We start from the raw sequence: 14,458 nt of genomic DNA, 5'->3' as shown, positions 1-14,458 counted from the left end.
GTACGTGTTTATTCATGAACACAGCCAAAATAGTATACGTATGGAAACGACTAACCTGAAACTAAAAGAAATTACGACTGAATATAGTAAGTTCAATGCGAATCAAGTATTAACAGAAACGCAATTAAACACATTTATAGACTATTTTGACGACCAAAACCGTTTGTCGAGACTTGGGCTGAGTGGTGTAGGAATAGCTTGTGGGTTTGAAGTAACTCCTAAATTTAACGCAGATAAAACAGCGGTTAATGGCATTCAAATAAGTCAAGGAACTGCCGTAACTACCGACGGAGATTTAGTCCAGTTTTTTGACTTGCTAGAAGAAAACCTAGCTTTAAAAACGTTCTCATTCTATAAAAAGTTTGAAGATACCGACGGTACATACGACCGATTTAGAAATACGCAAGAAAAGCAATATGATTTATGGGAGTTACATACAGAAGAAGATGAATCGCATACCCCTTTGGTTGATTTTTCAGGGATACAAAAAATGGCGGTGTTGTTGTACTTAGAGCAATACTCTAATGAAGATGTATTGTGTAATAAACTAACCTGCGATAACCAAGGTATTGAGCAGATTAACAACTTACGAGTACTACTTATTCGTATAGAAGATTTAGAAGCCATTGCAGCTAAAGATTCCATCTTTTTAAAGCACAATTGGTATAAAATTAATGACGAATTACCTGTGGTAGAAGCAAAAAGAGTAGTGTTGCATGAAACCAACACCAAAACATTTTCATTATTAAAAGCAGAGTTCGATAGTGTAGTTAAAGATGAAAGCATTAGTGTCGATTTAATAGAAGGCTATGATACGATATTGTCAAAATTTCAAAAACCATCGATAACCACTAAAATAAAAGCCTTATTTAGTTTTAGTTCGTTAGCAGTTCCGTTAGACTTTCAATACCGTTACGATGTTATTAAAGACTTGGTTGATACGTACAATGAAATTAAAGAACTATTGCTACATATTAATGTAAACTGTTGTCCGAATATAGGCGCATTTCCAAAGCACATCATGTTAGGAAAGCTCATAAAAGAAGCAGAATACCCAGTGCTACGTCACCGATTTTATAAATCAACTATTGTAGGGCATGAAAACGAAAATCTTCAAAAAATACAGTTATTACTCGAAAGAGCTGTAGCGATAGTAAATAGTTATATAGGAAAAACAAAATCAGAAGACATCGAAATAACGCCATCGCAAGCACACACTGCATTGAGCAAAAAAGCGGTGCCATTTTATTACAAAGTTTCTTCAGAATTTTTACAAAAATGGAGTTTTGACAAAACAAAAAACTACAGAGCTAATCAAAACTTAAGTTATCACAAAGAAAATCTTTCCAAAGCATTGGCAATTCAAAAGCCACTATCGTACAATATCGATAAAAATGATTTTTACAGAATAGAAGGGCATCAAGGAAAAATGTATCGTGAAGCATTAGCGAAAATCCTGAAACGAAAGAAAGAAAACGGATTGAGTTTTGATGTCAAAACACTTTCTATCAATGCGACCAAACAAACCATCAACACCGATAATTACGAATGTGAGTTTGAAGATTTAAAAATGTTGTTAAATGCTTGGAGAGCAGAACAAAATTGCATTTTATCAGAAGTAAGTAAAACATTTTCAGCCTTTAAATTAACCGATCCAAAAGTCAATACAGTAGCGGCTAGTGCTGCAGACTACGATTATATAAAGGGAGTAAGCATTTTAGAAAAAGAATTGATAAAAGGAGAAACCCCATCAGTAAAAGAGTCTGTAAGTGAAATGAATTTACTTTCAAAAGAGATAAGTGTTAACGAAGATTATACGTACAAATATACTACAGAAGCCAAAGAATATAGCAAGTACTTAGAACAAGAAAACATTGTTAAAGAAAGTCTAACAAAAGAAGAAGACTCGATAGGATATTTAATAGATAGTGTTATAGACAAAAATAAAGATGCGTCGGCAAGAGATATTATATACGAGTTGAATAAAGAAACAGAAGTTTTAAGAGAAAGAGAAGTATGGAAAGAAGAACCCGAATTGAGTGATTTTATTCTAACAGATCTTACTGAAACTTTAGTACACACGTATATTTTAGACACAAAAATTCCATTAAACATAAGAGATATAGACAGTCTCGTACTAGCAAGTTATCAACAAACCATAGCAGAATTATGCAAAAGAGTAAAAAGGCTACAAGCAACGTATAGCGGTACGTCATTACAACCATCAACCAAGCAAATTTTAGGACTGCTTATTAACCAGCTATCTATCGTTTGTTGTTCAGGAAAAAAGTTAGAAACATTACTTGCCGAAATAGATAAAAGAAAGAAAAAGATTTTAGAAAGAATACAACTTTCTGAATTTGTAAAACAACACCCAGGACTTGAACACAAAGCAGGAGTAATACCTGGAGGAACTTTTGTAATGGTATATGTAACCGAAAATGCAGCCGATAAAAATACGTTCGAAGAGGTGGTACTAGATGTTGTATTTAAAAACCAACCCATTACAACCAATACAGAAACTGAATTCATAAAAGATGAGCTTTTTCCTTCAAAAGATACCTTTTTTGAAAAAGAAATGTTCTATGAAAACGGAGGAGTTATCAAATTATGGGATGAAAGTTCAAGCATTGCGTTTTCATTTGTAGATGCGAATTATTTCAATAAGGAAAAAGAAGCATCTATTAGTAATATTGTGTTAGTAGGAAAAACACTAGCAGAAACCGTAAGTAACTTAACAGCTTTTTTAAATGGAATTTGGTTTAAAACAGGAATGTCTAAAACCCTGAATGCCGAAGAAACAATTATGTATAAAGATGGCTCTATAGGTATGCGTATTACTATTAAAGACACTTTAGTACCCAAAGGTGAATACTTTTTCCAGATATACAATCCTGTAGTTTTAGAAACGGACAAGCCATTGTACTTCGACGAGAATCAACCCATACGTGAAAACGAAACCCTAAGAAACACAGTGGTGGCAGATTTTTCGTTGCCCTATATGTGTTGTTCAGACTGTGCGCCTGTGAACTTTATCATACCCAAAGAACCACCGTTTTTAATATTACCACAAAATAATATTTGCTTACAAAATAATACTGAAATGGAACCATTAATTTTTACTCTACGACCACTTGATGGAGAAGTAAAAGCCAATGTTAATGAAGGAGTGGAGTCGGGAGTTTATTTCGATGAGGAAGACAAAAAATGGAAAATAGACATTACCAAAATAGACAAAAGTTTGTTAGGAAAACCAATCACATTTACGGTAAATGGCGAACCTACCGATTGCGAACTTACGGTATATCCAGCGTTAGAATTGACGGTAACTGTAGATCGTCCCATTGAATACAATGCCGATAAATCAAGAGCTAGGGTAACCTATCTGTTAAAATGGCACGATAGCGATTTTGTCAATGCAGATTTCTTTACGAATATCAAATATTCTTGGGATTTTATGGGAGATGGTACTAGAGTAGAACGTACGCCAATAAATAACAAAGTCTTTCAAAACTATACCCTGCCAATTGATGATATAAACAATGAGATACACCCAGGATTAACAATTTCACTGGGTCCATGTTCAAAAGAAATTCCTATAGAACCAATAAAATTTGATACACTAACACCATCAGAACTAGCCATACAACCTAAATATTGCATAGATCTTGGTAAAGAAGAGGAGGTAAGAATCTCCTTTACCAATGTAAATGGAACCATAACCATAGTAGGAGGCGCTATTGAAGGATTGAGCATTGAAAATAGTGAATTGTTAGTTGATGTGGCAAGCTTCAGAACCTACGACCAAAGCATTGAATTTTTAGAAGACGAACAACCCACTAATGCAAGAATAAGGATTTATGAAGTGAAGCAAATAAGTATTACCGAACGAAGTGAATCGAGATATGTATGGAATAACGGACAATTATTCTACGAAGCGGCCTTTGAAGCAATTCTTCCTGATGGTGTAAAACCAGACGGATTACAATACCATTGGAATGTAAACAATATCGAATCAAAAACAGAATTGTTTAATCCTAAGTTATCAGTAAAAGAAGGAAATGAAAACACATATATAATATTTTTAACAATTGCAGATGGTAACGGCTGCGTTTCAACTGCACAATTTACCAAGAGCATAGCATTTCCAGAATTTAAGATAGACTTAGATGGTACAACTTTTTGTTTAAGCGATAAAGAACCGCATCCTGTTGTTGTAAGACCAACATTTGAAGGAGTACAACTCACAGGAGGAAACGTAAAGTTAAATGAAGCAATAAAAGTATGGGAATTCGTGCCTGCCAATTCAGGATTAACAAATTCAGGTACTGTAACAATTGGTATTGTAGGAACCTTTGTAACACAAGCTGTAACCCTAATAGCAACACCAAAAGCAAGCTTTACATACAGCTTTGATCAAGAAAGAAAGATACTGTCGTTAACCAACACATCCGATCAAGGGGATGAATATATATGGGTAATTAATGACGTTCAAAGAGATCCACAAGTGAACAGAGTTACCATAACCGAAGACCTGAGTAATTTTGATGGAGACCAAATAAAAGTTTCATTAATAGCAGCAAGCAAGTGTGGAGAACATACAGCAACAGAAGTTATAGAAATAGGGAAAATACAAGATGAAACCTGTGAAGAAATAACAAAAGGAGAAATTGAAAATTATTATCTGCTAAATAGGTTTAATATAGAAGATGGAGGTAGCGATACTAATGTAAATATAGTGGTCGTAGTTCCTACAAATGATGCTTATGCGGACATTATAGGAGATAAAAGTAATGCTTTTTTAACAGGTGAAAATAACAACAAGTTACGCGAACTGTTTTTAGAATTATTAAATAAAACTACCAACTTACTTAAGACATCGAGTAATGATAATGAAAGAAAGTTAATTTCAAAGTATTATAAAGCCCAAGTTCGTCTATTCTTTAATATTCTTCATTGTCAACAGCAAACAGTGTTAGAGACAGATGAAAACAGGCAAGTTATTCAAGGCATACTAGAAGAAATTAGCACAGGGTTTACCGAAGGGCAAATAGAAAAAGAAGAAGCTTTATTAGAATTTTTAAGAAAATGTTCGGTAGAAATTCAAGCACAGTATATATCAGATTTTATAACTGATAAGTTAATACCTCTTTTATGATGCACAATCAAAAACATAGCATCGAAAAAGTAGTTGTTGAGGTACACACAAAAAGTAAAAAAGTGGCGGAAACCTATAAAAATTCCATCGAACACTTTTTACAGGAAGAGGTGTTTCCAGAAATCGAAAAACACTTTAATTCTCTCGAGATAGAAGGTGAAATAGGTATTCAGCAAATTCAAAAATTGAACATCGAGGTGGGTTTGTCTAATTCGTATAAATCAATGGATGAAGCGGGTACAAAACGAGCAATCAAAGAGCAATTACTAACGAAGTTAAAAAATATTTTTAAGCAACCAGAAGCACACGACGTAACTGTAAACACAGTAACAATTTCACAATCTCACACAGATGCTTTTTTCCACTTTTTACAACATGGAACCACGGCGTGGTGGAACCAAAACGACGAGAAAAATCTCACAAAAAAACGATTGTTTGAAATTACAGAAAACCAAAATTTTGAAAAACGATTTTTAAAAGCGCTCAATAGTAGCACCCAAAAACAACGCTTACTTCGTCAGTTTACAAAAGACGAGTTGCAAATTTTATTCCTAGGAATTTTAAACAAACCCAAAGGATATTCAGCGTTTTTAGAAGCAATAAAAGAGTTCTCTTTTACCTCACAGCATACAAAAAATAGGCTATGGCAAATTTTTATAGCAGCGACCCTGCATCATAATTTCTCTGAGGTTATAGCTACAATTCAAGAAGAAATGAAAACTGTAAAAAACACTGAAGCTTCAAACGATTTTTCAGAAGAGCTAAGCAATTTTTTACAAGAGTTGATTTCAAAAGAACAACTATTTAAAAATCAGGTTTTCAAAAACAAAAAGGAAGATGTTACAACAGTTGCTACTCTTGAAAATAAAAACACAACTGAGACAGATGAAGCTACTTGTAAACTAAAAGAAGAAAGCGGTTTAAAACAATTAGAAGATTCAGAAAAAAATCATAAAAAAACGAACATACCCCAAGAAAAAAGCGCTGTTTCTCAAGAAAAAAATACCACCGAAAAAACGTTGGCGAATACTAGAGAAAATAAAACAACTACGATTGATGATGCTAGTAAAATGAGTAAAGAGAGTAAAGAAAAAACAGTAAACAATAGTACCGAGAATCAATCGATAACCAATAAAGAGATCAATAAAAATTCTGAAAAAGAAACAAGAAACAATAATTCTAATACAACAGGAAAAGAGACAAATAGTCAACAGGAAAAGACCAAAAATCAATCAACAACAGAAGAAGCAAGCGAGCATTTTAATGACAACGAACAAAGAAATTCATTAACAAAAGAAACAAGTAACGATTACAAAAAAGCCGAATATCGAAGAAGGCTACAAGAAGCCTTACACAATAATCTTACAACTACAAACGAAGTGCCTAACGACACAACGTCTCACTTGGTAAAAAACGCAGGACTCATCTTACTACATCCTTTTTTAAAACAATTTTTTACGGTATGTGGTTTTTTAGATGAAAAGAATACCATAATCAAACCCAACGAAGCAGTTCACTTATTACACTATGTAGCGACAAAAAAAGAACAGCAGTTTGAAAACAATTTAATTTTTGAAAAATTTCTGTGTAACATACCCATTCAGTATCCGATAGAAAGAAACATCGTGTTGAGTGATGAATTAAAAGAAAAATCAGAAGAACTGTTAAGAGCAGTCCTTCAAAACTGGAACGTATTGAAAAACTCGTCTACAGATCTTCTAAGAAACGAGTTTCTTCAAAGAGAAGGAAAGTTAGACTTAACAAAAGAGCAACCAAGAATTATTGTAGAGAGTAAAACACAAGATATTTTGTTACAAAAGTTACACTGGAATATTTCAATGATAAAACTACCATGGATACCATCAATTGTATTTATCGAATGGTAGTGATTTTGAAAACAACTAAAAAATAACGTCATGAGCACCAAACACCATTACTGTAATTTACCTCAAGTACCCACTCGAGAATTTTCGTTAGGATTGATGCCTAATAGATTAGAAGCAATTATTATTCTCGAAAAAAAATGGGTAAACGGAACCAAGCTGAAATATTATTTTTTTAATGATGATACTTTTTTTACCAACGCCGTTGACACCTTAGGCAATCAGCAAAAAATTCTTTGGAAAGGAACTTCTAATGAAAAAGAAGCTGTTAGAAATGGATTTCAAAAATGGATGGATTTAGAAATAGGATTAGAGTTTGAAGAAACTACGAATCGCTTAGAATCACACATTCGAATCGGTTTTGCGAAAGGAGAAGGCTCTTGGTCGTATGTAGGACGAGATTGCTGGGATATTTCTAAAAGCGAACGAACGATGAATTTTGGGTGGAATATCTTAAACGATGAAGATACCATTTTACATGAAATTGGTCATGCTCTAGGATTGCCACACGAACACCAAAACCCCAAGGCAGGAATTGTGTGGAATGAAACAGCCGTATACAATGAATTGGCAGGAGCCCCTAATTTTTGGAGTAGAGAAAAAACACACTATAACATTATTCGAAAAATAAACCCAGACGAGGTTCAAGGTTCTAATTGGGATGCAAACTCCATCATGCACTATCCGTTTGGGGCAGGACTCATCACTGCACCAACACAGTTTCAAAACGGAATTCAACCTCAGGGCGGACTTTCTCCCAGAGATATTACATGGGTAAAACAATTTTACCCCAAAATAGACCGCAGAAAATTTTTAACCATCAAACCATTTTATTCAGAGGTATTTGATATTGAAGCCGGACAGCAAGTAGACTTTGAATTTGAGCCAAAAGAAACACGTAACTATACCGTAAGAACCTTCGGGAAAATGGATACTGTAATGGTAGTTTCAGAACATGTAAACGGTGAAGATGTATACCTATCGGGCGATGACGATAGTGGAGAAGATTACAACTCAAACATTGTCATGAAGTTTGTGGCAGGCAAAAAATACATAATAAACATACGACTGTATTACAAAACATCTTCAGGAGCAACCTGTGTAATGATTTGGTAAAGAGAAGCACGCTCTTTTTAAAGAGTTCTGAGAGGCAAGAATAGTTCATCAATAATAAAAAAACACCCATGAAATCAAAATTTATATTTTTAGTTCCAGTAATTATAGCCGCCATAATTTTAACAAGAGAAGAGGTAGTGTTAATCACATTGAAGCCGATGGGAAGCATCAATTTTAGCTCGCTTCTGGTTACATTTCCAATTATTCTTGCATTAACCGAACGATTCAACGAATTGTTTATAGTAGATGATCAATATTCAAAAGAGCGTCTTATTAAAAGAACCTCGTTGGCGTCTTTCTCTGTCGGAATAGCCTTGGCATTGGTGGGATTTAGAATTTTAGAAACCTTTATGGAAGTTCCCTCAACTAGCTCTGCATTCCAAAAAGGATTGTTCTTGTTTATCGATACCGTTTTAACCGCAGCAGTAATTGCAGGAAGTACAGACGGATGGCATCAGTTGGTAGCCTTGCTACAAGACATTACCAAATCTAAAAGAGAAGAAGTAAAGAACAGTTAAAGTCAAGAATTATGTTTAAGCGAGATAGAAAACCAATAAGAGGGCACACTTCGGAAAGCGACCAACAAAAAACTCCCTTCATACAGCGCAAACTAGCCTTTGGTAGCAAAGGAGATCCGTATGAAGTAGAAGCCGATACAATGGCAAATAAAGTAGTAGGGAATGGTGCAGAAGCTACCTCGGTACAAAAGAAAGAAGGCGAAGAAGAAATACAACAAAAGCCTTTGGCTGCTGAAGTAACCCCTTTGGTACAAAAGATGGAAGCTACAGAAGAAGAACAACCCGTTCAGAAGATGGAGGAAGAAGAAGCGGTACAGAGTAAGGAAGAAGAGGAATCCATTCAAAAACAGGAAGAGGAAGAAGCTGTTCAGAGTAAGGAAGATGAAGAGGTTCAAATGATGGAAGAGGAAGAAGCAGTACAATCGAAATGTGCCGATTGTAAAAAAGAAGAACAAGTCCAAAAACAAGAAGAAGAGGAAGCAGTGCAATCGAAATCAGAAAATACCAGTTCAACTACAAATACCCCTTCTTTTGAAAGCAGGTTAAGAGGCGGAAGTGGGGGGCAAAAAATGGATGCACAAACCCAAGGAGAAATGGAATCGGGCTTCGGAGCAGACTTTAGTCATGTAAACATACATAACGACTCAGAAGCCGCACAAATGAGTAAAGATATAGGCGCACAAGCATTTACTCACGGAAACGATATTTATTTTAACGAAGGAAAATACAATCCGAATTCCAAAGGTGGAAAACATTTGTTAGCACATGAGTTAACGCATACCATTCAGCAAAAAGGAATGGTGCAGAAAAAAATTCAACCATATGGAGGGTGTACTTCAACAAAAGATGCAACTATTAATGCAGATCATAGTTTGGCTTTAACTTGGTTAAATGGCGCAATAGCTAATCTTGCTTCTTACAACGGAACAACACCATCAAAAGTTAAAACAGCATTATCCACTCATTTTGGAGGTGTTTCCAACGTAGGGTTTGCTGCATGGATTAAGACAAATTTGATTTATTTAAGAGTAGTCGCTTGGATGGCAGGATATCAATGTGAAACAACAGGAAATTCATCATGGGCTTGTACCAGTAGTTCTACATTGGCTACCACTTTTTGGTGTGTACCTTTTGTTGATGTTAGATTATGCCCAGGATATTTTAGTAGTTCTCAAAGCGATAGGGTAACTACATTAATACACGAATGGGTACATAAGTATGGATGTAATTTTGATTTAGGTTACGAACATGAATCCCATTATTCAGGCAATGGAACATTAAGGCAATTGTTAAATGCAGATTCATTTGCAAATTTTGTTAGAGATGCTCATTAGTAAAATTTTGGACTAAACTACTGTAAAATTTAAATTATCCATGTTCTCACCAAAAACCCAACATACCACAAAGCCAACTTCTCCAACCACTGGAGCAGGAAGTTTTATTCAGCCTAAATTAAACATTGGAAAACCGGGTGACAAGTATGAGGTAGAAGCAGACAAAGCCGCTGATCAAATTGTGGCGAAAGGAAATGACACCACCAATTCTTTTTTTGCACCCAATATTCAAAATAAAAACGAAGAAGAGGTTCAAAAACAAGAAGCCAACGAACAAGAGATTCAGCAAAAACCCTTAGTTGATTCTATAAGTCCAGTAGTTCAGTTAAAATCGGAAAATACGCTTCAGAAACAAGAAGAAGAAATTCAACAAAAAGAGGAAGAGGAAGTGCAAAAATCTGAGGATGAAGAAGTACAACAATATCCTGAAGAAGAAATTCAAACAAAAAAAGAAACAGCGGATGCACCATTTACAGGAGATGTAATCCAGCAACAACCCGAAGAAGACATTCAAGAAAAAGAGGAAGAAGAAATTCAAGAAAAAGAGGAAGAAGAAGTACAACAACTACAAATGTCAGGAGGTGATGACAATTCCTCATTAGAAAGCAATTTAAGCAGTTCAAAAGGAGGTGGAAGTTCTTTGCCTAGTAGCACTAAAAATGAAATGGAATCGGGCTTTGGTGCTGATTTTAGTGGGGTACGTGTGCATAACGATAGCAATGCCGTTCAAATGAATCAGCAACTAGGTTCACAAGCATTTACCAATGGAAACGATATTTATTTCAACGAAGGTAAATACAATCCCCAGTCCGATTCAGGGAAACACCTATTAGCACACGAACTTACACATACGGTGCAACAGGGTGCCTCGCCAGCAGCTAACAATGTTCAAAAATCAGAAGGAGAAGCAGGCACAGAAACCTTAGTAGCACCCACCCAAGCAGTTGACATCACCAATGGTTTACAACTGTCAGATGCATGGTTAAATTATATAGAACAAGAATCAAGAACACGAGATTTTGAGGTAGCAGTTAAAATAGGAGAACGTTTTACAGGAACTATAAAAATTAAAAAACTAGGAAATCCAGCGGAAGGTCAACCACAAAAATTTGAATTGGTTAGTACAAGAAATAATAATCACTTAGATGTAAGAGGAATGACCTTTTTAAACCCCTTACGAGATGCAGGCGTGTTCCCAGTATTAGTTTTAAGGAATTTTGGAGAAGAACAAAATACCACAGGATTTTTAAGTATTCGAACAGGAGAGGAAGTTTTTACTAGAGATGCACTAGGAATTATACATAAAATTAATGAAAACCTTGAAGCCATGAGCTTTTTAGGGTTGAGTCCGATTCAAGTTGCAGAAGGTTTAGAAAACCGATTTGAAAGTGGAGGATTAAACTTTAGAGCCAATAATTTATCTGCTAATATCGATGGCTATATAGAAGCCACGGGTAGTATGGGAATTACAGACTCTACGATGACTTTTGAATTAAACTCTACCGTAGATATTGCAGGTTTAGCTTCTGGGGAATTTAATGTAGCAAGAGGAGCTGATGGAAAATTGAGCGGACAAGCAAGTATTGCTGCTGATATTGCCAATATAACAGCATCTCTAAATGTAGCGTATGATGATGGTGCGGTAACCATTCAAGGTACGGGTAGAATGAATTCCGATAAATTTTCTGGTGAAATTACCTTATTAGTTACTGATGCTACCCGCTCTCGCCAAATGATGCATGCTGCGTTAGGCGTAGAAGCAATGGATCAAGAAGCAGAAGCTCCCCCTCAAGAACAAGTAGCAGTAACCAAAACTAAAAACAATCAAGTATTAGCAGGCTGGGGAGAAGTAGAGGCTACCATTACACCTTGGTTACAAGGAACAGCCAAGATAGGAATAGACCACCTAGGGCATGTGACGATTGTAGGTGAGGTCGTTGTAACAGAAGACATTGAGTTGATGGAGCAACGTGGTAAAAAGGTCGATATTTTTGAAGTAGAAATACGGGCAGGCTACGGTATTCCATTGGTAGGGCAGGTATTTTTATTCGCTAGCATAGGTATGTTTGCCAATGCAGGTTTCGGTCCGTTAGTTCTTAAAAATGTAGGCTTTACAGGAACCTATTCTACCGACCCATCGGTATTGCAAAATTTTAGTATTACAGGAACCTTAGGAATTAATGCTTTTGCAGTCTTGGGCTTAGAAGCCGAAGCAGGAGTCGGAGTTACCTTAATTGGGCATGATGTAAAAGCTGGGGTGAATGTTACGGCAGCAGCAGGATTACGAGCCTATGCAGAAGCTACCCCCACTTTCGAATATAATGAAGAGCGCTCGCCAGAAGGAGGAAAAGTAGGAGAATCACGATTAAAAGGACACTTTGAGGCTGCAGCCCAGTTATTTTTACAATTATCAGGAGCTTTATTTTATGAATTAGACAGTCCGTGGTGGTCACCCGCACCCGATGGACGCGAAGAATTCCCATTAGGAGAAGTACAATATCCTATTGGAGATAGCTTAGGAATTGGAGCCGATGTAGATTGGTTGGTAGGCGGAGAAGAACCACCAGAACTCACCATGTCGCCAGTAGAGTTTGATGCAGATAAGTTTACGGCGGACGTCATGGCAGATCCGCCACCAAGAACTATGGGAGATAGTGAGTCTAACCCAGCTGGAGAGTGGCAAGGAGAAAATGCCAATGGAAATCAAACAGAAAATCCAGAAATTACAGGAGAAGCAGAAGGATTACCACCAGGTAGACGAGAAGAAGATTTGAGTACGCTTTCTGAAGAGCAAAAATATATGAGAGCCTTAGATGAATTGTCTCAAATGGAAAATGCCAATCCAAAGCCTACCATTGGAGTCGTAGAAGATAAAATTAATACGGTGAAACGCAGGTATGGTATAAGTACTATTCAAAAGCGAAATGAAGAAGCCGAGAGGGTAGCCATTTTTGTACGTCACGGAGAACAAGACAATACAAGGCATTTGTTAGAAATTCAGTTGATGAGTGAGGCGGAAAAAAGACAATTAATAAATGAAGGATTGGAGGCATTGCATCGAAAAGAAAGAGAAAAAGCAGAAGAAGGGAAAATAAGTAGAGCAGAGGCTGAGGATGTAGCTCGAGAAATAAATGCTGAATTTGAGGTCTTTACATCGGTTAGGGTTACAGATGGAGAAGATAGCTGGGATTATATTTATACCGCTAGTCCATCTCAAAAAGAAGAATCAGATTTAACGAAAGAGGAAGCTCAGGAAGCAGTAAGCTCCCAATTTTTAAAAAAGTGGTTAGACCAAAAAGTGACAACGAAAGAAGGAAAATTTCTAAAGAGATTTTTAGCTGATTTTGATAAAGAGATTAATAAGGACAATGGAAATAAAGTGTATATACTTAGAGAAGCCAATGAAGAATTTTCTATTGTAAGAGGAAGTGGTTTTGCAGAAGTATACCCGAGTGTATATGTCGTTAAAAGAAATAAGGAGGGAAGTAATAAAGCAGAAGTAGGTTATTTAAAAGAAGGGAGTGAAACCAATTCAAACAAGGCCAGACATAAAAACTTTAAACCGAAAAAATTAACCATAATAGAGAATAAAGATGGATCTTATGAAGCAACATACGAAACACAAAGGGCAGACCATCAAGAAGAGCAAGAAATAGTAGGAGATCCACCAACATTTGTTATAAAAATTAGATTTGATGATATTTTAGACGATTTAAAAGATGTTCCTGTAGAATCAAGAGAAGTTACGGGATTAAACTTAGTGAGTAAGCCAGGTAAAACAGGTAGAGGTAGACATGATAGTGCCGCAACTGGCAGTGGATTTGATAATGCCCATATTATCGGAGATCAATTTGGAGGATCAGGTTATAATCACTCTTTAAATATTCATCCTTCTTCGCCTGAATATAATAAAAAAGAAATGGGGGATGTAGAGGAAGAAATGGCAAGAGTATTCGCTCGAAAACAGCAAAACTACAACTTAACAGCTAAAGCGTACTTAAAAGACGATACAGAGGATGTAAAACCTCTTCAAAAAATATTAAAAGAAGAATATAAGAAAGATAACCAACAAGATAAATCAAAGGAAAAATTAGCAAATCAAGCTCAGGAAAAATTAGTAAGTAGTCTTCAAAAAAGAGTAACCCAAGACATTATTGAACATCCAGCAAAATTTATGAAGGTAGAATATACATCAGAATCTTTGGCAGGAGAAGAATTCAACTTAAAAAACAGAGAAGAAAGATACGATAATAGAGACTCAGAAGAAAAAAGGTTTGCAAATAATCCATTTGAAGAACACCAACAAGAAGATATCACTGAAACAAATGAGAATAATGAAGAAAAAACTTACAAAAGGATATCAATAGGGCAAGATGTTAACTACGATAAACTTGTTGGCACAGGTGAAAATGAAACAACCACCGAAGATTTATCATAAAAATAGTGAGC

At 35.7% G+C, this 14,458-nt stretch carries 6 protein-coding genes; all 6 read left to right on the top strand.

All coding sequences use genetic code 11. The annotated features are described in order from the left end of the window. Nucleotides 1-40: 40 nt before the first annotated feature. The 6 genes from P8625_RS08475 (at nt 41) to P8625_RS08450 (ending at nt 14,447) form a co-directional block, all read left to right on the top strand. Nucleotides 41-5,158 carry a hypothetical protein gene (locus P8625_RS08475; RefSeq protein ID WP_279650036.1) on the top strand — a complete coding sequence of 1,706 codons (5,118 nt, stop codon included), beginning with the start codon at nt 41-43 and terminating at the stop codon, nt 5,156-5,158. Further along, nucleotides 5,155-7,044 (top strand): contractile injection system tape measure protein, encoded by a 1,890-nt coding sequence (locus tag P8625_RS08470; protein WP_279650035.1) that lies wholly within the window; start codon nt 5,155-5,157, stop codon nt 7,042-7,044. Before P8625_RS08475 ends, P8625_RS08470 begins: the two co-directional genes overlap by 4 nt. A gap of 30 nt (nt 7,045-7,074) precedes the next feature. Then, complete coding sequence (locus tag P8625_RS08465) at nt 7,075-8,157, top strand: M12 family metallopeptidase (protein ID WP_279650034.1); 1,083 nt, start codon at nt 7,075-7,077, stop codon at nt 8,155-8,157. 68 nt (nt 8,158-8,225) lie between these two features. After that, nucleotides 8,226-8,675: a hypothetical protein gene (locus P8625_RS08460; RefSeq protein WP_279650033.1), complete on the top strand. Its 450-nt coding sequence runs from the start codon at nt 8,226-8,228 to the stop codon at nt 8,673-8,675. Nucleotides 8,676-8,686: 11 nt separating this feature from the next. Further along, nucleotides 8,687-10,009 (top strand): eCIS core domain-containing protein, encoded by a 1,323-nt coding sequence (locus P8625_RS08455; RefSeq protein ID WP_279650032.1) that lies wholly within the window; start codon nt 8,687-8,689, stop codon nt 10,007-10,009. A 40-nt stretch (nt 10,010-10,049) separates the two neighbouring features. Next, entirely contained in the window at nt 10,050-14,447 is a 4,398-nt protein-coding gene (locus P8625_RS08450; RefSeq protein WP_279650031.1) for an eCIS core domain-containing protein, read from the top strand. The last annotated feature ends 11 nt before the right edge of the window (nt 14,448-14,458 follow it).

The sequence above is a fragment of the Tenacibaculum tangerinum genome (genome assembly GCF_029853675.1).
Lineage (GTDB): Bacteria > Bacteroidota > Bacteroidia > Flavobacteriales > Flavobacteriaceae > Polaribacter > Polaribacter tangerinum_A.
The sequence above is the reverse complement of the archived record's forward strand: the minus strand, read 5'-3'. Positions and strand labels throughout refer to the sequence as shown.

Excerpts from the sequence above, each read along its gene's own strand:
- P8625_RS08475 (WP_279650036.1), top strand. The coding sequence starts at position 41 with ATGGAAACGACTAACCTGAAACTAAAAGAAATTACGACTGAATATAGT.
- P8625_RS08465 (WP_279650034.1), top strand. The coding sequence starts at position 7,075 with ATGAGCACCAAACACCATTACTGTAATTTACCTCAAGTACCCACTCGA.
- P8625_RS08470 (WP_279650035.1), top strand. The coding sequence starts at position 5,155 with ATGATGCACAATCAAAAACATAGCATCGAAAAAGTAGTTGTTGAGGTA.
- P8625_RS08455 (WP_279650032.1), top strand. The coding sequence starts at position 8,687 with ATGTTTAAGCGAGATAGAAAACCAATAAGAGGGCACACTTCGGAAAGC.
- P8625_RS08450 (WP_279650031.1), top strand. The coding sequence starts at position 10,050 with ATGTTCTCACCAAAAACCCAACATACCACAAAGCCAACTTCTCCAACC.
- P8625_RS08460 (WP_279650033.1), top strand. The coding sequence starts at position 8,226 with ATGAAATCAAAATTTATATTTTTAGTTCCAGTAATTATAGCCGCCATA.